Origin of the sequence: Variovorax sp. V15 (genome assembly GCF_041154425.1) — a bacterium.
Lineage (GTDB): Bacteria > Pseudomonadota > Gammaproteobacteria > Burkholderiales > Burkholderiaceae_C > Variovorax > Variovorax guangxiensis.
This window is the reverse complement of record NZ_AP028659.1, coordinates 4,570,084-4,590,508: the sequence shown is the minus strand read 5'-3', so window position 1 is coordinate 4,590,508 and position 20,425 is coordinate 4,570,084. Positions and strand designations below refer to the sequence as shown.

Here is a 20,425-nt window from a genome sequence, read left to right as displayed (position 1 = left end):
CCCGGGCCTGCGGCCGGGCGTGCGCGTGCGGTCTTGTCCTGCCGTCGGCCCTTGCGTGTCCTCGGATCAGATGCCGAGCCAGTTCATCAGCGAAGCCTCGACATCGGCCGAGGGCTTGACGAAGCCCACGTAGCTCGATGCCGCCAGCGCGCGCTTGCCGGCGTCGGTCTGCGCCAGGCCCAGCAATGCGTCGCGCGCCGTGTTCACCGTGGCCGCGTCGAGCTTGCTGGAAGCCAGCCATTGCTTGATCGGCACCGCGCGCGATTCCGCGCAGATCTTGCCGCCGCCGTCCTTCCAGGTCTTGATCACGCCCGAAGCCGCGGTGGCGCCGTAGGCCGCGAAACCGTTCTGCACATAGAAGGGCACGGCCTCCTGGAAGCGCGTGTTCGTCACCTTCACCGCAGCCGGCCCCTGCAGGCCCTGCTCGCGCAGCATGGCGCGCGTGATCACCGAGGTGATGGAGTCGGCGTCGGGCATCACCAGCTGCTTGCCGGCCACGCTCTTCCAGTCGGAGATCGGCTGCTGCTCCTTGCACAGGAACGACACCTTGTAGTCGGTGTAGCCGGTGGTCCAGGCGAAGGCCTTGTACTGCCCGCCCTTGATGGCGCCGAGCGCCACGTGCGAGGGATGCACGAAGGCCAGGTCGACCTGCTGCTGCTTCAGCGCCTCGCGCGCCCCGTTGTACGAATTGAGCACCTTGACCGTCACCGGCTGCTTCAGCGCCTTGGAGAGCACCTCGGCGATCGGTTCGAAACGCGCCGTGACCTGTGCGTCGGACACGTCGTAGCTCACGCCTTCGCTGACACCGATCACGAAGGCATGCGCCGAGGCGCCGGCCGCGACAAGCGCGCCCGTGGCGAGGCGAGCGACGAGGCGAAGCGAGGGATGAAGGGGCAGGCGTTGCATGGCGAGGGCTTTCTTCGGAGGGTGGTAGTGAATTTTGTAACTAAATTATTACATTGATCCGGTCTGGTGCAACAGCCCACGTATTCCATGGCACGCCGATGGCGGCAAATAGTAGGTTCGTGCTACGGCTTGCGCATTGACGCCGGTCAACGGGTGCACCCCTCGGGAGGCTGCCCGCCCGCCATCTATCGGAGGCGGAATACAAGGCGCGCCAGCTTTGTCCGACGCGACCGGAGCCCGGGGCCACGCAGACTCCTGCCGTCATCAACCGGAGGAACAAGAGATGAGAAGCCGCAGTCGACGAGGCCACCAGCAGCCACAGCCGCAATCCCAGCCCCAACCCTTGCGGGGAGAGCTATGGCTCGTGTTCGCCATGGCGGTGCTGATAGCAACCATTGCCCTCCTGCACCTGGCCGTGGAACGCGAGCGCGCCGGGGGCAGCTTCCAGTTCGATCTCCAGCAACTGATGTCCGAGGCGCCCGTCAAGAGCCCGGTGACGACGATGAGCCTGCAGCAGGAAATGCGTTGACGCCGGCGGAAAAAGCCCCGTACGGGAGGGACCTCAGGCCGGATGCCCCCCGACCGGATGCGACGCCACCTGGTAGTTGTTGCGGCCCGCGCCCTTGGCCTGGTAGAGCATCTCGTCGGCCTGCCTGACGAGCGCGGCGGCCGTCGCGTCGCCGCCCTGGTAGAAGGCCACGCCGATGCTCGTCCTGACGAGGATCGTGCGCTCCTCCAGATCGAACGGCTGCTGCATGGCGTCGATCAGCCCGGAGGCCACCGAGATCGCGGCATCCGCGCCGGGCAGTCCTTCCATGATCACCGTGAACTCGTCGCCGCCCAGGCGCGCGCGGACGTCACCGGAGCGCAGCGCCTGCGACAGCCTGCCCGCGAAGCCGCGCAGCAGCTCGTCTCCCACCTGATGCCCGAACTGGTCGTTGATCTTCTTGAATCCGTCGATGTCCAGGTACATCAGCGCCATCAGCGCGCCGGCACCCCGGGCGCGCTCCATCGCTTCGTCCAGGCGCGCCTCGAAGCCCGAGCGATTGGCGAGGCCGGTCAGGGGATCGACCTGCGCGAGAGTCACGAGGCGCTTCTCCTCGAGTTTCTGCCGAGTGATGTCGGTGATCACGGCATGGAAGCCGACGATGGTCTCGTCGTTGACCGCGGGCTGCGGGATGTACTGGGCCTCGTAGCAGTAGTAGCTGTCGCTCCTGGCGACCTCGCTCTGGAAGGTGACGGTTTCGCCGGCCAGTGCCGCGCGGATGTGCGGCTGCAGGGCCAGGTAGTCGGGCTCGCCCAGCAGCTCCTGCACGGTGTGCCCCTGGATCTGCTCGCGCGAGAGCCCGAAGCCGCGCTCGTAGGCCAGGTTGTTGAACCGGTAGCGCTCCTCCGCGTCGATGTAGGCCACGCGCATCGGCAGCGCATCGGCCACGGTGCGCAGGCGTGCCTCGCTTTCCTGCAGCGCCTCCTCCGCCTCGTGGTGCGCGGTGATGTCGCTGTCCAGCGTGTAGAGGCCGATCACCTCGCCGTGCTCGTCGCGCTCCGGTACCACCGTGGCCTGGACGTCGCGGCGTCCGCCGGGCGTCTTCAGCCTGCGCTCGTAGGTGACCTGCCTGCCGGCCAGAGCCGCGCGCAGGTGCGGCTCCATCTCGGCCCATGCCTCCTCGCCGTAGAACTTCCACAGGCCCATGCCCAGCAATTGCTCGGTGGGGATGCCGAACCAGTCCTGGTGGGCCTTGTTGACGAACCGGAACCGCAGGTCGCGATCGAGGTAGGAGATCAGCGCCGGCAGGTGGTCCGTCACCATGCGCAGGCGATGCTCGCTGTCGCGCAGCGCCCGTTCCGCGGCCTTGGCCGCGGATATGTCGCGCATCAGTCCGGAGAAGTACTCCACCTTGCCGTGCTTGTCGCGATGCGCGATCACCATGTGGCTCGCCGGGAACGCCTCGCGCCTGGCGTCCCACACCATCGACTCGCCCACCCAGATGCCCGCGCGCACGGCGGTGGGCACGATCTCCGTGGCGAGCCTTTCCATGGTCTCCGGCGGGTTGAAGTCGGCCACGCTGAACTGCTCGATCGGCGCGTCGAGCGCCAGGCCCGTGCGCAGCCGCGCCGCCGGATTCATGTAGATGAGCCGCCCCTTCGCGTCCAGCTGGACGATGTAGTCGGTCGTCATGTCGAAGATGGCGGTCAGCGTGCGCAGCGCCTGCTCGGCCCGGGTGCGCTCGGTGATGTCGGTCACCGTGCCCACATGGCCGAGCACGCGGCCGTCCGCCGCGAGCACCGGCCGGCTCCTCAACGCAACCAGCACGCGGGTGCCGTCCCTGCGATGGAGCCGGCGCGTGACCGCCACCGGCGTGGCCGAGTTGGCAAGGCGCGCCCACTCCTGGCGAACCGTCTCGCGGATCTCCTCGCGCACCAGCGTGAGCCAGCCCGCCGCCGCATCCTTGCGCGCGAGGCCGTGGATCGCCAGGTACTCGTCGTTCACGTAGGTCATGCGGCCTTCGCTGTCGCAGCGGAAGAGGCCCACCGGCGAAGCGTCGGTGACCGCGGCCATCTCGAGCCGCTGCTCGCGCAGCTCGGCCATCAGCGCGTCGAACTCGCGCGCGAGGTCTCCGCGCTCGTCGTTGGCGACGACATCGAGGCCGACCTGGCTATCGGGCGAGCGGCGCAGGGTACGGATCGCGCCGCTCAGCGCCTCCAGGGGGCGCATCACCCATGTAGTGCCCACCCAGACCAGGAGCGCGCAGCCCAGGCCGAGCCAGAGCATCTGCAGCAGCAGGTTGCGCCGCACCTGTTCCAGCGGCGCGTAGGCGATGGCGGCGGGCACGACCAGGCGCAGCTCCCAGCCGGCGGCGGGAATGGATGCATGAGTGGCGACGTCCTTGCCGATGCCGTCGCCGGAAGCGAGGGCGCTCGCGGGCTTGAGCAGCAGGTTCGCATCGGGGTGCATGACGATCTGCGGGGAGGGGCCGCGCGTGACGATCACGTAGTGGCCGCCCCGGCCGACGGTGGCGCGGCTGAGATCGCCGAGCACGTTGGCGCGCTGCAGGTTCAGCGCCGCGCCCAGCACGCCGGCGAGGCGGCCGTCCGTTCCGTCCACGGGCACGGCCATGATGACCGCCGGCTGCCGCGCGCTCCTGGTGAGAAGGGGCGCCGAGATCGTGGGCTGGCCCGTGTCGCGCACGCGGCGGAAGTAGTCGCGGTCGGCAATGCTCGAAGGCCGCTCGGTGGGAGGGTTGATCGCCACGATGGCGCCGTCGGGCGTGGCCAGCGCGGCGTTGTCGAACATCGTGCGCAGGTCCTGGTCCCTGAGAAAGCGCTGCTGCGCCGCGGGGTCCGCGAAGCCCTGCGCGCCGAGTTCGCGGGCCGCGCGCGCCAGGGCCGACAGATGGATGCCGAGCTTGTAGTCGAGGTCGGCCGCGGCGCTGTCGGTCAGCGCCTGCTGCTGCTCGCGCATCAGTTCGATGTACTCGCTGGACAGGCTGCGGTATTGCCACCCGCCCGTCACGCCGACCAGCACGAGCACCAGTGACGTGATCAGCAGTGCCGTCTTCGTTCTCAGCTTGAGCCGCACTCGCTTTCCTCCGCCACCACGGGGTGGCCGTGACTGCATGAGTCGATGATAGCAACGGGGTTTTTCTCTCGACCGCACGAGCAATGCCCTTGCGCCTGTAGGCACGGCGCTGAGGCGCAACGGGTCCTTTCGCCCGCGATGGACAATGAATCGGGCGCGGATGCCCCTGTGCGAAGGCCATCGTTAGGTCGAAGGTACAGGTGTCATCGCGATCTTTCCTGCGAATGAAGACAAATGGCTCTACGGATGACGGAAGAACATGCGGTAGTGATTGTCGGAGCGGGCCCGACGGGCCTGGTGCTGGCGGGTGAACTGGCTCTGGCGGGCATCGATGTCGCCATCGTCGAGCGCCGGCCGGACCAGGAGCTTGCCGGCTCGCGCGCCGGCGGCCTGAGTTCACGCACGCTGGAGGTGTTCGACCAGCGCGGGATCGTGGACCGGTTCCTCGCGCAGGGGCAGGTGGCGCAGGTCACGGGGTTCGCGGTCACGCGCCTGGACATCAGCGACTTTCCGACCCGGCACAACTACGGGCTGGCGCTGAGGCAGAAGCACATCGAGCGCATCCTCGCGGGCTGGATCGACGAGCTCGCGGTGCCGGTCCATCGCGGCCGCGAGCTGAAGGGCTTCGTGCAGGACGATGCGGGCGTGACCATCGAGCTGTCCGGCGGCGAGACGCTGCGCGCGGGCTACCTGGTGGGCTGCGACGGCGGGCGCAGCCTGGTGCGCAAGACCGCGGGCATCGAGTTTCCGGGGTGGGACGCGACCACCAGCAGCATCCTCGCCGAGGTCGAGATGGCCGAGGAGCCGCCGCTGGGCGTGCACCGCACCGCGCGGGGCGTGCATGCCTTCAGCAGGGAGCAGTACGAGATCCGCGACGGCAGGATCATCTTCGCCAGGGAAGGTCCTGTCGGCGTGATGGTGACCGAGAAGACCGCGGGCGCCACGAGCGAACCCACGCTGGACGAGCTGAAGGAACTGCTCGTCGAGGCCTGTGGAACGGACTATGGAATCCGGCGCCTGAACTGGATCTCGAGGTTCACCGACATGTCGCGCCAGGCCGCGGCCTACCGCAAGGGCCGGGTGCTCCTGGCCGGCGACGCCGCGCACGTGCATTCCCCGGTGGGCGGGCAGGGCCTCAACACGGGCGTGCAGGACGCGATGAACCTGGGCTGGAAGCTGGCTCAGGTGGTCAAGGGCGTCTCGCCCGAAGGCCTGCTCGACACCTATCACGCCGAGCGGCATCCGGTGGCGGCTCGCGTGCTGCGCACGACGATGGCGCAGGTCGCGCTGCAGCGCACGGACGATCGCACCGAGGCTTTGCGCGAAATCATGTCGGAGCTTCTCGGCATGGAAGAGCCCCGCAGGCGGATCGCGGCGGAGATGTCGGGGCTCGCCATCCGCTACGACCTGGGCGAGGGACACCCGTTGCTCGGTCGCCGCATGCCGGATCTCGACGTGCTCACCGCCGATGGCCCCGTGCGCGTGTTCGCGCTGCTGCGGGATGCGCGGCCGCTGCTGCTGGATTTGGGCGCGCCAGGCCGCTTCGATGTCTCGCCGTGGGCTGGCCGCATCAAGCTGGTCAATGGCAGATGCGACGGCCCGTGGGAGTTGCCCGCGCTCGGAGCGGTCGCGGCGCCGGCCGCGGTGCTGGTCAGGCCCGATGGCTATGTGGCTTGGGCGAGCGATGGCGCATCGGATGGTCTCCAGCAGGCGATGAACAGGTGGTTCGGCGCCTGAGCGCAGCCGCCTTGCTCAGCGTGACGCAGTCACATCCTTGCCCGGTCGCGCCGCCATGTAGCCGAGCGTGCTGCCCACCAGCGCACGCACGCCGATGCGCAGGGCCTTCTCGTCGATGACGAACTCGGGCGAATGATTGGGCGCGCCGGGCTTGTCGCCGAACGGGGATGCGTTGAGGTTCCAGAACACCACCGGCAGGTTCCTGCCGAAGGCGCCGAAGTCTTCCGAGGCCATGCGCGGGCCGATCTCTCGGGCCTGCGCGTTGGGGCCCGCCGCGGCTTCGAGGCTCTTCACCACCGTCTGGGTCGCCTCGGGGTCGCTCACCAGCACCTCGTAGCCGGTGTCGATGTCCACCTTGGCCGTCAGGCCGTACTGCTCGGCGATCTTCTGGGCCTTCAGGCGGATGTTCTCGTGCGCCACCTTCTGGTTCCTGGCCGACAGCGAGCGCACCGTGCCGGCGAGCTCCGCCGTCTCGGGCAGGATGTTCGCGCGGTTGCCGCTTTGCAGCATGCCCACGGTGACCACGGTGGGGCCGTCGAGCGGATCGATGCGCTGGCTCACGATGTTCTGCAGCGCCAGCACGATCTCGGCCGCCGCCAGCGTCGGGTCTTTTGCGGTCCAGGGCGAGGAGCCGTGGCCGCCCTGGCCCTTCAGCGAGATCTTGAACATGTCGCCGCTGGCCATCAGGGCGCCGCGCCGGTAGCCGATGCCCACCGCGCCGCTGGCGTTGATGTGCTGTCCCATCACCACGTCGACCTTCGGGTTGTCGAGCACGCCCGCCTGCACCATCGCCGAGGCACCGCTCGGCACCGGCCCCGGGCCCAGTTCCTCGGCCGGCTGGAACAGGAAGACCACCGTGCCGGGCAGGTCGGCACGCATTTCCGACAACGCCTGCGCCGCGCCAAGCAGCATCGCGACGTGCGTGTCGTGGCCGCAGACGTGCGCTACGGGTACCTCCTTGCCGAGCCAGTCGCCCTTGGCGGCCGACTTGAAGGGAAGGTCGTTGCGCTCCTCCACCGGCAGCGCGTCCATGTCGGCGCGAAGGGCCACCACCGGCCCCGGCTTGCCGCCGCGCAGCACGGCCTTGATGCCTGTCCTTGCAACGCCGGTCTGCACCTGGATGCCCGGCATCTTGCGCAGCGCCTCGGCCACGTACGCGGCCGTGCGCACCTCCTGGAACGAGAGCTCGGGGTTCTGGTGGATATGGCGGCGCCACGCGATCACCTGCGCCTCGGTGGCGTCCGCCAGCGACAGCCCGCGCTGCTGCAGTTCGGAGGGCGCGGCCGGGCCGTTGCCCTGGGCCACGGCATTCAGGTTGAACAGGCAGGCTGCGGCGAGTGCGGCAAGGAGATGCAGTTGCTTCATGCTGGTGCTCGAAAGGTTCGGAGGAGGGGAGGGCAGTCGTCGGTCGGCGCGAAGTTAATGGACCGGGGGATAGAAGAAAAGACAAAAATCTCCATCCGGCGATCAAATTTCTCGATCACCTTCCCGCGTACTCCGTACCCCGATGAGCTCCACGATGAACCTGCGACACCTGGAAATCTTCCGTCTCGTGGCCGAGGCCGGCGGCATCCGCGCCGCGGCCCGCAATGCCGCGCTGACGCAGCCGGCCATGACCTATGCGATCCGCGAGCTGGAGCGATCCATCGGCGCGCCCGTGCTGGTGCGCAGCGCCAGGGGCATCGTTCCCACGGAGATCGGCCAGGTCCTGCTGCGGCGCGCCGCCGTGCTCTTCGACGAGATCCGCCGCACGGAAAGCGAGATCGCGCAATTGCGCGACGGCGGCGGCCACCTGCGCGCCGCCTTCAGCTCGCTCGCGGCGGCGCGGCTGCTGCCGCAGGCGTTGCTGGCCTTTCGTGCGCGCTGCCCCGGCGTTTCGCTGGAACTGGTGGAGATCACCAGCGCCGAGGCCACCGGCCTTCGGGCAGGCCACGACCTCGCGGTGCTCAGCGACCTGGAAGGCGCGGCCGTGCAGGACGGCCTGACGAGCGAGGTGCTGCTGCAAGCCCCGCTGGCCGCCATCGCCCGCGCGGGGCATCCGATGGCGCGCGTGCGCACCATCGAGCGGCTGCAGGACGCGCTGTGGGCCGTGCCTTCCTACGGCGTGCGGGCGCTGGGCCAGGCCGGGCTGGCGGCGCCGCGCAACATCGTGGTGTGCCAGTCGGTCCAGTTCGGCCTTTCGCTGGTTCGCAATGCCGACGCGCTGACCCTGGCCGCCGCTTCGCTGGCGGACGACCCCGTCGCCTCCCGCGGGCTGGTCCGCCTGCCGCTGGCAGCGCCGCTGCCGCGCGTGCAGGTGTCGGTGTGCCTGCCCGCCGGCTCCGGGCCTACGCCGGCGGCGCAAGCCTTCGTCGAATGTCTGCGCGATGCCGCCGCGGGCCAGCGGGATCGTCTGCCTGCGAAGCCGGCTTCGCGGCAGAAAGTGCGGACGGTGAAGTGATTGCTGCATTGCGGCCTTGCACGCCAGCGTGCAGGCAAACCCTGCTCACCAGGGCTTCCACCAGGGCCGCTTTCCCTGCCGATGCTCGAGCGACCGCAGGTCCAGCGTGTCGTAGTCGGCATGGTGGTGGACGCCGGCGCGCCGGCGCAGTTCGGCCTCCAGCTGATGGGCGATGCCGCGGGCGTGCAGCTCGCCTTGCAGCGCCCGCCGACGCCACTCGGTGGCCTGCGCGCCCAGTTCTTCATCGGGCAGCGTCTCTGTCTCGATCATGGTTCGCCTGGTGAAAAAGGGTCCGGGGGCTTCATTGAAGACAACGCGCCCCGTGGCTTCCCGAGCCTACGGGTTTGCCGCATGTCTTCATCGCCAGAACATGGGATGCGGGAGCGTCCCCAATGTGGGGCTCCGATCCCTGAATCGGGGCTGCTTCGCGGGTTGCGCACCACCTTTGTCGTTCTGATCGGGTGCATGAGTCTTGTATACCACTGGCACGGTTCGTGCGGCTTGGTGCGGGCGCGGCCGGGCCCGGCCGCGCGCTCGACATCAAACCCACAACCACTCGTCATCGTTCAGGCATCATGAAATTCGGCAGATTGCAATTCGTTCTGGGGCTGGCGCTCAGCGGCCTCATGGCAACCGGGGCGGTTCATGCGCAGAGCGCGCTGGACACCATCCTCAAGAACAGGAAGATCGCGATCGCGGTTCCTCCCGATTTCCCGCCCTACGGCTCGATGGACCGCGACTTCAAGATGCATGGCCTGGACATCGACATGGCCAACTACATCGGCGCGAAGCTCGGCGTGGAGGTCGACCTGATCCCCGTGACCAGCGCCAACCGCATTCCGACCCTGCAGAAGAAGAAGGCCGCGCTGGTCATCGCCACCCTGGGCAAGAACCCGGACCGCGAGAAGCAGATCGATTTCACCGCTGCGTACTCGCCGTTCTATCAAGCCATCTTCGGCGCGAAGACCGTGAACATCAGGAGCTTCGCCGACCTGTCCGGCAAGTCGATCGCAGTCACGCGCGGCTCGGTCGAGGACCAGGAGCTCAACAAGGTCGCGCCTTCGGGCACCGACATCCGCCGCTTCGACGACAACACCCGCACCGTCTCGGCCTTCGTTTCCGGGCAGGTGCAACTGATCGCCACGGGGGCATCGGTCGCAAACACCATCATGGTCGGCAACCCCACGCTGGGCACCACCTACAAGCTGCTGCTGAAGGAGAGCCCCAATTACATCGGCGTGGCCAAGGGCGAGGACGCGTTGCGCCAGAAGGTCAACGCCATCATCGACGAGGCGAAGAAGAGCGGCGAACTCGACCGGCTGTCCATGAAGTGGCTGGAGCGCCCGGCCGGAGACCTGCCGCAGTAGATCCCCGAGACCGGAAACGCCAGGCCGATGCTCAGTGCCCGGCCGCCTCGACGATCACCCTGGTGACCGCCTCGGGCTGGGAGGTCATCACGACGTGCGAGGCGCCCTTGACCACCACCGTCTTGCGCGCGTTGGCGCGCTGCGCCATGAAGGCCAGCGCAGCCGGCGGAATGTTCTTGTCGCGATCGCCGTACACGAACCATGACGGCACCGACTTCCACGCCGGAGCCTGCGCCGCCTCGTTCAGCGCCGCCTCGGCGATGGGGCGCTGGCCCACGGCCATCAGGCGCGCCTTGGCCAGCGGAACGTCGGCCGCGAACTGCGCGGGAAACTTGTCCTGCTGGATGTAGAGGTCCTTGCCGCCGTCGGCGAGCGGCACCGCCGGTGCCAGCGTGGGCCCGAGCGTGCTGCCGGGGAACTTGCCCGTGAGGCCGAGCGCCGTTTCGCCCGCCTCGGGCGCGAAGGCCGCCACATAGACCAGCGCCTTCACGTTCGCCTTGCCGTTCGCGGCCGACGAGATGACCGAGCCGCCGTACGAATGCCCGACGAGCACGACCGGCCCCTTGACCGAATCGACGACGCTGGCGACGGAGGCCGCGTCGAACGAAGGACCGCGCAGCGGATTGGCGGCGGAGATCACGGCGTAGTGCCGTGCCTGCAGGCGCTGCACCACGCCGTCCCAGCTCGATGAGTCGGCGAAGGCGCCGTGCACGAGAACGATCGTGGGCCTGGGGGAGGGCGCCGCATCCGCCGGCTGCGCGAACGAGTGCAGGGGCGCCAGCGCTGCCAGGCCGAGCGCCTGGGCCATCAGGGTCGCGGCGAGACGGCGAGAGAACTTCTTCATGACGATTCTTCCTTTTGGACTTGGGTGAAACAGGATCGGCCCGGTGCCGACGGCGCTGAATCTATGGGCGATGCGGGGCAAGTACGGCCCGGTCTGTATGCCTCTGTGTCCGGGGCGCGTGCAGTGACATTACTTTTCAAGCCGGGTGGCCGAAACAGCGCCGGTACACCCCGGTTCGGGGCGGCGCATGCCCGCGCCTAACAACGCCTAACACCAGCCAACGCACGCAGCGCCAATCTCGCGACCGGCGAGGTTCCAATGGCATCCGCGCACGAATGCGCCCGAAGACGGGGAGAGAAAAACGAGCAATGGCGGGCTGTGCCCGCGCCCCACGCATTCCGCGGCCCGAGCGGCCGCAAGAGGCCCACATCCATGCAGCAACACCAGGAACTCAGCGGACCCGAAGAGGCGGACGCAGCCGTGCCGGACGCCCCCGTTGTCGCGCAGCACGGGGCCTCGTCGGTGCGGTACCGGGACTTTCGCGAACTCGGCGCGGGCACGCCGCGCCTGGAGCGCGCACGCGCGCACGGCGTGGCTTCTTCGCTCGTGGCCGGGCGTGGCCAGACCACGCCGGCCACCGCCGCGCTGCTTCAACGGGAGTACGCGCTGCGCCACATGCTTCGCGACGAATGGGCCGCCGTGCCGGTCGCGCTGGTGCCGCATGGCGAGAGCTTCCTGCTGATCCTGAAGGACCCCGGCGGCGAGCCGCTTCGCCGCGGTGGCGCTCCTTGCTCCGACGTGGGCGCCTTCCTCGCGCTCGCGCTGCGCCTCGCCACCGCCGTAGGCGCGATGCACGAGGCCGGCGTTCTGCATCGCGCGCTCACGCCCGATCGCATGCTGCTCGGCGAGGACGGGCGGGCCTGTCTCACCGGCTTCGGCCAGGCCGCCGCCATCGGCGACGCCGGCAGCAAGGCTGCGGGCGACGACCAGCTTTCCTGGGATGAGGACAGCTTCAACTACATGGCGCCGGAACTCGGCGCACGAATGAACCTGCGCGTGGATGCGCGCGCCGACCTCTACGCGCTCGGCTGCATCCTCTACGAGCTGATGACCGGCAGGCTTCCCTTCGAGGGCGCCGATGCCGCCGCGCGCGTGCACGCCCACGCGAGCCGTATCGCCCGCGCGCCCGCAGAGCTGGTGCCGCAGCTTCCGCCGCAGCTCTCGCTGCTGGTCATGAAGCTGCTGGAGAAGACGCCCGAACACCGGTACACGGACGCCGCCGGCGTGCTGGCGGACCTGCGGCGCTGCGAGACCCTGCTGCGCCAGCACGGGCGCATTCCCCTGTTCGCGCTGGATGCCCATTCGGCCCTGCGCAAGCCCGGCGGCGCGGGCCTCGTGCTGGGACGCGACGCAGAACTGCAGGCACTGTTCGCGCTCTACCGCGAGGTCGCGGACAGCGCCCGCATGCGCGCGGCCTGGGTCTGGGGCCCCTCGGGCATCGGCAAGTCGACGCTGCTGCGCGAGGCCGTGGCCCGCATGCAGCGCTCGGGCGCACCGCTGCTGGCCGCGGCCAAGAGCGAGGAAGGGCGCCGCGGCAAGCCGTATGCGCTGCTGGTGGAGGTGCTCGATCCGCTGCTTCGGCACGTGGTCGGCTGCGCCAACGAGGAATTCGCGGTCTGGCGCAACCGCATCGCGGCCGCCGCGAAGCCGGTGGAGCGGACTCTGGCGGGCCTGCTGCCGGTGCTCGGCGTCATCCTCGGCCTGCAGTCCGGGCAGCCCGTGCCCGCCGCTCCGGAGGCGGCCCCCGCGCTCGAGCGCGAGCGCGTGCTGCAGGGCATGGCGCGGCTCATCGCCTGTTTCGCCGTGCCCGCGCGTCCGCTCGTGATGCTGCTCGACGACCTGCAATGGGCCGATGTCGAAACCCTGCAGGTGATCGAGCGACTTCTGCATCAGCACGACGATGCCGCGCTGCTGCTCGTCGGAACCTTCCGCGACAGCGGAGTGGATGCCGATCATCCGCTGCGCGCCGGCCGGCTCGCCGAGGTGCCGCAGGCCCTGCGCATCGAGCTCGGCCCGCTGGACGAGAGCGCCTTGCGCGAGATGATCGCGCTCACGCTGCAGCAGGACGCGAGCGCCGTCGGCGAGCTCGCCGAGCTCATCGGCCGGAAGACGCAGCGCAATCCGCTCTTCGCCCGGCACCTTCTCCATCTGCTGGCCGACGACGGACTGCTCGCCTACGACGCCGAGACCGCCTCGTGGCGCTGGAGCCTCGAACAGCTCGCTTCCCACCCCGGTGCCGACACCGTCGGCGACCTGATGGCGCGCCGTTTCGAGCAACTGCCCGCGGCGGCGCAGGCCGTCCTGCGCGTGATGGCCTGCCTCGGCCACCGGAGCTCGGACGATGCGCTCGCGCTCGCGATGGACGTGCAGCCCGGCACCGAAGCGGCCAGGCGCCTGCAGGCGGCGCTCGACGATGCGCGCGAGGCAGGCAGCATCCAGCGCGACGGCGAGGACTGGGTCTTCTGGCACGACCGCATCCGCGAGGCCGCCTACGGCTCGATCCCGCCGGCGGAGCGGCCGCGCATGCACCTGCGGATCGTGCGGCGCCAGCTGCGGCAGGCGCCCGATCCCGCGCGGGTGTTCTCGCTCGCCGCGCAGGCCAGCCTTGCACGCCTGGCCGTCGAGGCACCGCAGGAGCGGCGCGAGTTCGCGCGGCTCAACCTGGAGGCCGGCCGCCAGGCGAAGGCCGCGACCGCCCACCATTCGGCGCTCGGCTTCTTCCGCGCCGCGCTCGCCTTCCTCGGCGAGGACGACACCAGCGAGGACGGCCTGCATGCGCGCGCGCTCTGCGGCGAGGCCGAGTTCATGACCGGGGCGCTGGAAGCCGCCGAGGCCCGCCTCGCGGCGCTGGAGGAGATCGCGGGAGACGGCATCTTCGGCGCCGATCTCGCGCGCCTGCGCGCGGCGCTGTACACCACGCTCGGCAACTTCGACCGCGCGCTGGACGTGGGGCTGGTCTTCCTGCGCAAGTCGGGCATCGACATGCCGAGGCGGCCCGACGCCGCGGCCGTCGACCGGGAGCACGCGGTGCTGCAGGCATGGATCGACCAGCACGGCATCGGGGCGCTGCGCCGGCTGCCCGTCGTGGCCGACCCGCTGCGCCGGGCGATCACCGACATCTTCGCGGACCTCATCCCGCCGGCGCTCTACACCGACCAGGACCTGGTCGACCTGATCCTCTTGCGCATGATCGGTCTCAACATCGCGCAGGGCCATTCCGACGCGTCGGCGGACGGCTACGTCTGCATGACGCAGGTCTTCGGCGTGCGCTACGGCAACTACGCCGCCGCGCGGGAGTTCGGCGCGCTCGCGCTGCACCTGGTCGACGAGCGCGGGCTCGCCCAATACCGGGGCCGGGTCTACATGACCTTCGGCACCATGGTGGTCCCGTGGACGCAGCCGGCGCGCGCGGCGCGCGACTACATCCGGCGCGCCTACGACGTGGCGGTTGCGAGCGGCGACCACACCTTCGCGATCTACTGCGGGCGCAACCAGGCGACGGGAATGCTCTTCGCGGGCGAGTACCTCGGCGACGTGCGGGATACGGTCGAGCGCGGGCTGGCCGTTGCACGCGACGCGAATTTCCAGCTCGTGATCGAGGCGCTGCTGGCCCAGAAGGTGCTGCTGGCGCAGCTGCAGGACGGCACCGCCGGCGATGCCGACGAGCAGCCGAGCCCGCCGCGGGAAGGCCAACCCGCCACGCTCGTCGATTTCGCCTGCTGGGTCTACAGGCTGCAGGCGGCGCTCCTCGGCGGCAGGCTCGCCGAAGCGATCGAGGCGCGCCATCGGGCCGAGGCCTGCGCCTCGTCGGGCCGGACCTTCGCCGAGAGCGGCGACCTGCCGTTCTACGGCGCGCTGGCCTTGCTCGCGCTTCCCGGGCGCGATGCGTCCCAGCAGGCGGCGCTGCAGCGTGACGTGAAGCAGCTGCAGGCCTGGAGCCAGGCCTGCCCGGCCAACTTCCTGGCCCGCTTCCAGCTGGTGCGCGCGGAGATGTGCCGCATCGACGGCGATCCGCTCGCCGCCGTGCAGGCCTATGCGCGGGCGGTGTCGCACGCGCGGCGCCACGGTTTCACCCAGGTCGAGGCGCTGGCGGCCGAGCTTGCCGCGGCCTTCCATGCCGGACGCGGCGACGACCTGTCGGCGCACGGCAACCTGCGCCACGCACGCGGCGCATGGCAGCGCTGGGGCGCCACGGCCAAGGTGCGCCAGCTGCAGGCTTCGCACCCGGGTCTCTTCGAGATCGAGGACCCGGCGCCGAACACGCGGCGGATGCAGGGGCTCGATGCGCAGGCCGTCCTGCGCATCTCCACGGCGCTGGCCGGCGAGATCGTTCCGGTGCGCCTGGTCGAGACGCTGCTTCGCACCGCGCTCGAGAACGCCGGTGCGGAGTCCGGCACGCTGGCGCTGTTCCGGCAGGAGGTGTGGCAGGTTCGTGCCCAGGCGCGGGTGCGCGACGGCGCCGTCGTGCTCGCGCAGGAGGGCGTTGCCTTCGATGCCGGGGCACTGCCTGTCTCCATCGTCCAGGCGGTGGCGCGCACCCAGCAGCACATCGTGGTGGACGACGCGCGCGAGAGCGCCTCGCTCGCGCAGGACGACTACATCCGACGCCGGCGTCCGCGCTCGATCCTGTGCGTGCCGCTGATGCGCCACGCCATGCTTGTGGGCGTGCTCTATCTGGAGAACAACCTGGCCTCCCACGTGTTCACGCCCGCCAAGGCCGAGGTGCTGGAGGTGATCGCCTCGCAGGCGGCCTTCGCGCTGGAGAACGCGCGGCTGTACGAGGAACTGATCGACCAGAACCAGCAGCGCGCGCGGGCCGAGGAGCAGCTGCGCAGCACGCTCACCGAGCTCGAGCGCGCGACCCGCCTGAAGGCGATGGGCGAGCTGGTGGCTTCCATCGTGCACGAGGTGGGCCAGCCGATCGCCGCGGTCGACACCTCGGCCAGCGCCGCGCTGCGCTGGCTGGACCGCAGCCCGCCCGACATCGGCGAGGCCCGCGAGATGCTCACGCACATCAGCAGGAGCGCGTTGCGCGCGCGCACCATCATCCAGGGCCTTCGCGCCAAGGCGCGCAACGCGGAGCCGCAGTTCGCCGCCTTCGATCTCGGCGAAGCCCTGAGCGAGGCGGCCACGCTGGTCGCCGGCGCGCTCGACACCATGGGCGTCACGCTGGAGACGAAGGGCCTGGAGGCGCCACTTGCCGTGCATGGCGACCGCGTGCAGCTGCAGCAGGTGGCGGTCAACCTGCTGATGAACGGCGCCGAGTCGATGGCTGGCCTGCCGCCCGGCCCGCGGCCGCTGTCGATGGCCTGCGTGCACGACGGCGGGCATGTGAGCATCGTGGTGGAAGACGCCGGACCGGGCGTCGGCCCCGAGGCGGCGCAGCATCTGCTCAAGCCGCTGTTCACCACCAAGTCCAACGGCATGGGCATGGGGCTGGCGATCTGCAAGTCGATCCTCGACGCGCACGGCGGCACTCTGGAGCTGCAGCAGCGCAAGCCCACGGGCATGCGCGCCGTCTTCAGCCTGCCGCTTCCGGGCACCGGCAGCCGCTGAAAGGGCTGTCGCCCCGAAGCCTTCAACAACGTCTCTGTCCATGCCTCCTTCCGATCCGACTCCGGCAACTCTTCGCTGCGTGTTCATCGTCGATGACGACGAGCTCGTGCGCAATGCGCTGTGCAGCCTGCTGCGCTCCATCGACCTGGCGGTGCACGCCTTCGCCACGACCGAGGAGTTCCTCGCCGCGCCGCGCTCCGGCGGGCCCTCCTGCCTGGTGCTGGACGTGCGCCTGCGCGGCCAGAGCGGCCTGGCCTTCCAGCAGGCCCTGCTGGAGCGCGGCGAGCCCCACATGCCGATCGTGTTCATGACCGGCCACGGCGACATCGCCATGACCGTGAAGGCGATGAAGGCCGGGGCGGTGGACTTCCTGGCGAAGCCTTTCCGCGACCAGGACATGATCGACGCGGTCATCGCCGCGCTGGAGCGCGATGCGCGGCGCCTGGAGAGCGCGCGGCTGCTGCAGGCGGCGCGCGCCTGCTGGGATTCGCTCACGCCGCGCGAGTGCGAGGTGGTGCAGCACGTGGCCGGCGGCCTGATGAACAAGCAGATCGCCGATCGCATGGGCATCGCGGAGATCACGGCCAAGATCCATCGCGGCCAGGCGATGCGCAAGATGAACGCGCGCTCGGTCGCCGAGCTGGTGCGCAAGATGGAGGCGCTGGGTGTGGTGGAGGGTGCCTGCTGAGGCGAAGCCATACCTACGGATGATGGCGCCGCGCGCTGGCGCCGCTATCCTGCAATCCTGGGCAGGGGCGGGAATGTTCCTGCGCCTTCACCGGAAACCCCCGGGGTAGAGAACGGGCTTCCTCCTTGTCCTCCTCCTTGTCCTCTTCAGCCATCGAACTCGTTTCCATCGTCGACGACGATCCCTTCGTGCGTGCCGCGACGAGCAGTCTCGTGCGCTCGTTCGGATGGGAGGCCCGCGCGTTCGAGTCGGCCGTCGACTTCCTCGCCTCCGACGTTCCGGCGCGCACGCGCTGCCTCGTCTGCGACATCCAGATGCCGGCCATGGACGGCATCGCGCTGGTCGAATGCCTGGAGCGCGAAGGCCTGCGCGTGCCCGTCATCTTCATCAGCGCCTTCGCCAGCGCCCGCACGCGGGAGCGCGTGGAGGCCAGCCCCGCGCTCTGCCTGATCGAGAAGCCGATCGACGCCGCCGAGCTCGAGACCTGGATCGGCCGCGCGCTGGGCCGGGCCTGAAACTCCCCGCAAGGAGACGGATTTCGCGGCACCCCGGCGCATGACGGGGGCAAACCTTCGTAGGGGGGCGACAAACGCTGATGCAATGGTCTGTGCGACCCCTCGCGTGATGTCATCACTCCCATGCCGGCACGTGCGCCGGCAGCAGGAGAAAACCAATGACGAAGAAGTCCCGCGCATCCATCAGTTCCTTCCATCCGCCGCGCGCATCCGCAGCGCCCGCCGGGGCCGTTTCGAGTTCCGGGCGTCCGGGCCGCCGGTCCCGCGGCCTGGCCTTGATCGCGGCGCGCGCGCTCGCGGTGGCCACGCTCGGGCAGAACGTCCATGCCGCGACGCTGTCGCCCCTGACCTGCCCGCTCGACGACAGCCTGCGGTGGATCTTGTGCGTGTCGGTGCTCGTCGGCCTCATGCTGCTCGCCGTCTTCCTCTGGCTGGAGGCGATGGACCACCGCGCGGGCGCGGCACGCCTGGCTCGCGCGCTGGAGCAGCAAGGCAGCGGCGCCGGCATGCCCGAGCTCGCCGAAAGCGGTCCGCGCGCCATCGTGCGGCTGGCACGCGCGATCAACAACGTCCGCCGCCGCCAGACGGAGCGCGACGTGGCGCATCTCGACGTGCAGGCCGCCTATGCGCACGACCTGCGCACGCCGCTGACCCGCATGGGCCTGCGCTGCGAGATGCTGGAAGACGTCTCGCTGCGCGAAGCCATGGAACGCGATCTGGCGCAGATGCGCGAGCTGGTCGAGGCCAGCGTGGCCAGCGCGCGGCTGCAGCGCAGCGTGGCCGAGCCGCTGCAGCGCGTCGATGCCGACGGCCTGCTCGGCAGCCTGATGCGCGACTACCGCGAGTCCGGCCGGGCGATCGCCGTCGACGGCCACATCGGGCAGCCGGTGATGGCCTGCCCGCTCGCGCTGCGCCGCGTGCTCGCCAATCTGATCGACAACGCGCTGCGCTACGGCAGCGACGTGCGGGTCAGCGCCCGCGTCGACGCCACGAGCCTGGTGCTGGCCGTGGTGGACTCGGGGCCGGGCATCCGGCCGGCGCAGATGGAGGCGGTTTTCGCGCCATGGGTCCGCGCGCAGCAGGGCGGCTCGGAGGCCAAGGCCGGCTCGGGCCTCGGCCTCGCGATCGCCAGGCGGCTGGCCCGGTCGATGCAGGGCGACCTGCAGCTGCAGAACCGCCGCTGCGGCGGGCTCGAGGCGCGGCTCACGCTGCCGCTCGTAGTCGCATGACAGGGGCGGCGGCGTGTGCTTCTACCTGGCTCAGCGCAGCGACCTGAACGCCGCGCGCACTTCCTGGCTGAACAGCGCCGGCTGTTCCCACGCGGCGAAATGACCGCCGGTGTCCACCTCGTTCCAGTAGATCAGGTCGTGGTAGGCGCGGTCGGCCCAGGTGCGCGGCGCCTGGTAGATCTCGCCGGGGAACACCGTCACCGCTGCCGGCAGCGAGATGTCGACGGCATTGAAGTTGTTCGAGTGGTCTTCCCAGTAGATCTGCGCGGCCGAGGTCGCGCTGTTGGTCAGCCAGTACAGCGAGATGTCGTCGAGCATCTCGTCGCGCGGCAGCACCCGCTCGGGCACGCCGCCCGAGTAGGTCCAGGTGGCGAACTTGTCGTAGATCCAGGCGGCCTGGCCCACGGGCGAATCGGCCAGCGCGTAGCCCAGCGTCTGCGGACGCGTGACCATCATCGCGGAGTAGCCCGAGCTGTTTTTGTAGAAGGCGTCCAGCTTGTCGAAGGCCGCGCGCTCCTTGGGCGACAGCCCCGCGGGCGCGGGGCCGCCCGCGGCGAGGATCGATGCGATCTCGGCAGGCACGGTGCCCGGCATGTTGACGTGGATCGCCATGAGGCCCGGCACCTTCTGCATCGCCATGCGGTGCGAGATGACCGAGCCGCAGTCGCCGCCCTGCGAGACGAACTGCCTGTAGCCCAGCCGCGCCATCAGCACGCCCCAGGCGCGCGCGATGTGGTCGGAGCCCCAGCCCGTGGCCTGGGGCTGGCCCGAGAAGCCGAAGCCGGGCAGCGAGGGCAGCACGAGGTGGAACGCGTCCTGCGCGCGGCCGCCATGGGCGGTGGGGTCGGTCAGCGGGCCCACGACCTTGAGCAGCTCGAAGATCGAGCCCGGCCAGCCGTGCGTCATGATCAGCGGCATCGCGTCGGCGTGGCGCGAGCGGATGTGCGCGAACTGGATGTCGAGGCCGTCGATGGTGGTCACGAACTGCGGAACGGCGTTGAGCCGGGCCTCGCCCTTGCGCCAGTCGTAGTCGGTGGCCCAGTGGCGCACCAGGGAGCGCAGCGTGGCGAGCCGCACGCCCTGCGAATCGTCGGCGACGGTCTCGGCGCTCGGCCAGCGGGTGGCGCCCAGCCGCCGGCGCAGGTCGGCCAGCGCTTCGCGGTCGACGCTGATGCGGAACGGGCGCACCGAGGTGTCGTCGGGGCCCGCGGCTGCGGGCGGCCGCAGCATGGCGAAGGCGCCGGAGGCAGCGCCCGCGGCGCCGAGGGCGATCGACGTGGCCAGCAGGTGGCGGCGCGAGAGGGATGGATGGAGGTTGCTCATGCAGGCATCTCTGTGAAGTTGAAACAGCTCCATTGAAGTGGGCGGATGTATCCCGCGTGTGTGAAGAAAGGGTCGATTCGCATGCGCAGGTACCTCGGGGGCGGGCCGACACACGGTCATACAAATCGGCACGCCGCGACCCTCGGTTATGCTCCGTCCGCCCGCGCTGCCGAGGCGGCCGGCGGGTCCGCCGGGCCGATCGGATCGACCGCGTGCGGCCTGGCAATCCGCCGCGTGCGC

General features: G+C 70.1%; 14 protein-coding genes. 8 read left to right on the top strand and 6 right to left on the bottom strand.

The genetic code is table 11. The annotated features are described in order from the left end of the window. Positions 1–66: 66 nt before the first annotated feature. Complete coding sequence (locus tag ACAM57_RS21800; protein ID WP_369658889.1) at positions 67–906, bottom strand: phosphate/phosphite/phosphonate ABC transporter substrate-binding protein; 840 nt, start codon at positions 904–906, stop codon at positions 67–69. A gap of 343 nt (positions 907–1,249) precedes the next feature. On the opposite strand from ACAM57_RS21800, the gene ACAM57_RS21795 reads away from it, so the two are divergent. Further along, the gene (locus ACAM57_RS21795; protein ID WP_126024628.1) at positions 1,250–1,435 is read left to right on the top strand and encodes a hypothetical protein; all 186 of its coding nucleotides are present in this window, start codon (positions 1,250–1,252) and stop codon (positions 1,433–1,435) included. Positions 1,436–1,468: 33 nt separating this feature from the next. Here ACAM57_RS21795 and ACAM57_RS21790 read toward each other — a convergent pair whose 3' ends face one another. After that, positions 1,469–4,486, bottom strand: coding sequence for a PAS domain-containing protein (locus ACAM57_RS21790; RefSeq protein ID WP_369658888.1), 3,018 nt, complete (start codon positions 4,484–4,486; stop codon positions 1,469–1,471). A gap of 246 nt (positions 4,487–4,732) precedes the next feature. Here ACAM57_RS21790 and ACAM57_RS21785 point away from each other — a divergent pair, with 246 nt between their 5' ends. Beyond that, positions 4,733–6,223 carry an FAD-dependent monooxygenase gene (locus ACAM57_RS21785; RefSeq protein ID WP_369658887.1) on the top strand — a complete coding sequence of 497 codons (1,491 nt, stop codon included), beginning with the start codon at positions 4,733–4,735 and terminating at the stop codon, positions 6,221–6,223. A gap of 15 nt (positions 6,224–6,238) precedes the next feature. On the opposite strand, the gene ACAM57_RS21780 is transcribed toward ACAM57_RS21785, so the two are convergent. Further along, positions 6,239–7,588: a M20 family metallopeptidase gene (locus ACAM57_RS21780; RefSeq protein ID WP_369658886.1), complete on the bottom strand. Its 1,350-nt coding sequence runs from the start codon at positions 7,586–7,588 to the stop codon at positions 6,239–6,241. Positions 7,589–7,742: 154 nt separating this feature from the next. Here ACAM57_RS21780 and ACAM57_RS21775 point away from each other — a divergent pair, with 154 nt between their 5' ends. After that, a complete protein-coding gene (locus tag ACAM57_RS21775) occupies positions 7,743–8,663 on the top strand; it encodes a LysR family transcriptional regulator (RefSeq protein WP_369658885.1) in 921 nt (306 codons plus the stop codon). 45 nt (positions 8,664–8,708) lie between these two features. Here the strand turns inward: ACAM57_RS21775 and ACAM57_RS21770 are convergent, their stop codons facing one another. Then, positions 8,709–8,933, bottom strand: coding sequence for a hypothetical protein (locus tag ACAM57_RS21770; RefSeq protein WP_369658884.1), 225 nt, complete (start codon positions 8,931–8,933; stop codon positions 8,709–8,711). A 305-nt stretch (positions 8,934–9,238) separates the two neighbouring features. Here ACAM57_RS21770 and ACAM57_RS21765 point away from each other — a divergent pair, with 305 nt between their 5' ends. Next, positions 9,239–10,030 carry a transporter substrate-binding domain-containing protein gene (locus ACAM57_RS21765; RefSeq protein WP_369658883.1) on the top strand — a complete coding sequence of 264 codons (792 nt, stop codon included), beginning with the start codon at positions 9,239–9,241 and terminating at the stop codon, positions 10,028–10,030. A 31-nt stretch (positions 10,031–10,061) separates the two neighbouring features. On the opposite strand, the gene ACAM57_RS21760 is transcribed toward ACAM57_RS21765, so the two are convergent. Continuing rightward, on the bottom strand, positions 10,062–10,874 hold the full coding sequence (locus tag ACAM57_RS21760; RefSeq protein ID WP_369658882.1) for an alpha/beta fold hydrolase: 813 nt from the start codon (positions 10,872–10,874) through the stop codon (positions 10,062–10,064). Positions 10,875–11,246: 372 nt separating this feature from the next. On the opposite strand from ACAM57_RS21760, the gene ACAM57_RS21755 reads away from it, so the two are divergent. The 4 genes from ACAM57_RS21755 (at position 11,247) to ACAM57_RS21740 (ending at position 18,862) form a co-directional block, all read left to right on the top strand. Next, the gene (locus ACAM57_RS21755; protein WP_369658881.1) at positions 11,247–16,430 is read left to right on the top strand and encodes an AAA family ATPase; all 5,184 of its coding nucleotides are present in this window, start codon (positions 11,247–11,249) and stop codon (positions 16,428–16,430) included. Between the two features lie 40 nt (positions 16,431–16,470). Further along, positions 16,471–17,118, top strand: coding sequence for a response regulator transcription factor (locus tag ACAM57_RS21750; RefSeq protein WP_369658880.1), 648 nt, complete (start codon positions 16,471–16,473; stop codon positions 17,116–17,118). Between the two features lie 137 nt (positions 17,119–17,255). Next, on the top strand, positions 17,256–17,633 hold the full coding sequence (locus ACAM57_RS21745) for a response regulator transcription factor (RefSeq protein ID WP_126024648.1): 378 nt from the start codon (positions 17,256–17,258) through the stop codon (positions 17,631–17,633). Between the two features lie 158 nt (positions 17,634–17,791). Continuing rightward, positions 17,792–18,862, top strand: coding sequence for an ATP-binding protein (locus tag ACAM57_RS21740; protein ID WP_369658879.1), 1,071 nt, complete (start codon positions 17,792–17,794; stop codon positions 18,860–18,862). Positions 18,863–18,892: 30 nt separating this feature from the next. Here ACAM57_RS21740 and ACAM57_RS21735 read toward each other — a convergent pair whose 3' ends face one another. Further along, positions 18,893–20,185 carry an epoxide hydrolase family protein gene (locus tag ACAM57_RS21735; protein ID WP_369658878.1) on the bottom strand — a complete coding sequence of 431 codons (1,293 nt, stop codon included), beginning with the start codon at positions 20,183–20,185 and terminating at the stop codon, positions 18,893–18,895. Positions 20,186–20,425 lie beyond the last annotated feature (240 nt).

What these genes read in the sequence shown, in the direction of transcription:
- ACAM57_RS21775 (WP_369658885.1), top strand. Translation starts at nt 7,743, where the DNA reads ATGAACCTGCGACACCTGGAAATCTTCCGTCTCGTGGCCGAGGCCGGC.
- ACAM57_RS21785 (WP_369658887.1), top strand. Translation starts at nt 4,733, where the DNA reads ATGACGGAAGAACATGCGGTAGTGATTGTCGGAGCGGGCCCGACGGGC.
- ACAM57_RS21780 (WP_369658886.1), bottom strand. Translation starts at nt 7,588, where the DNA reads ATGAAGCAACTGCATCTCCTTGCCGCACTCGCCGCAGCCTGCCTGTTC.
- ACAM57_RS21800 (WP_369658889.1), bottom strand. Translation starts at nt 906, where the DNA reads ATGCAACGCCTGCCCCTTCATCCCTCGCTTCGCCTCGTCGCTCGCCTC.
- ACAM57_RS21740 (WP_369658879.1), top strand. Translation starts at nt 17,792, where the DNA reads ATGACGAAGAAGTCCCGCGCATCCATCAGTTCCTTCCATCCGCCGCGC.
- ACAM57_RS21735 (WP_369658878.1), bottom strand. Translation starts at nt 20,185, where the DNA reads ATGAGCAACCTCCATCCATCCCTCTCGCGCCGCCACCTGCTGGCCACG.
- ACAM57_RS21760 (WP_369658882.1), bottom strand. Translation starts at nt 10,874, where the DNA reads ATGAAGAAGTTCTCTCGCCGTCTCGCCGCGACCCTGATGGCCCAGGCG.
- ACAM57_RS21765 (WP_369658883.1), top strand. Translation starts at nt 9,239, where the DNA reads ATGAAATTCGGCAGATTGCAATTCGTTCTGGGGCTGGCGCTCAGCGGC.
- ACAM57_RS21770 (WP_369658884.1), bottom strand. Translation starts at nt 8,933, where the DNA reads ATGATCGAGACAGAGACGCTGCCCGATGAAGAACTGGGCGCGCAGGCC.
- ACAM57_RS21755 (WP_369658881.1), top strand. Translation starts at nt 11,247, where the DNA reads ATGCAGCAACACCAGGAACTCAGCGGACCCGAAGAGGCGGACGCAGCC.
- ACAM57_RS21750 (WP_369658880.1), top strand. Translation starts at nt 16,471, where the DNA reads ATGCCTCCTTCCGATCCGACTCCGGCAACTCTTCGCTGCGTGTTCATC.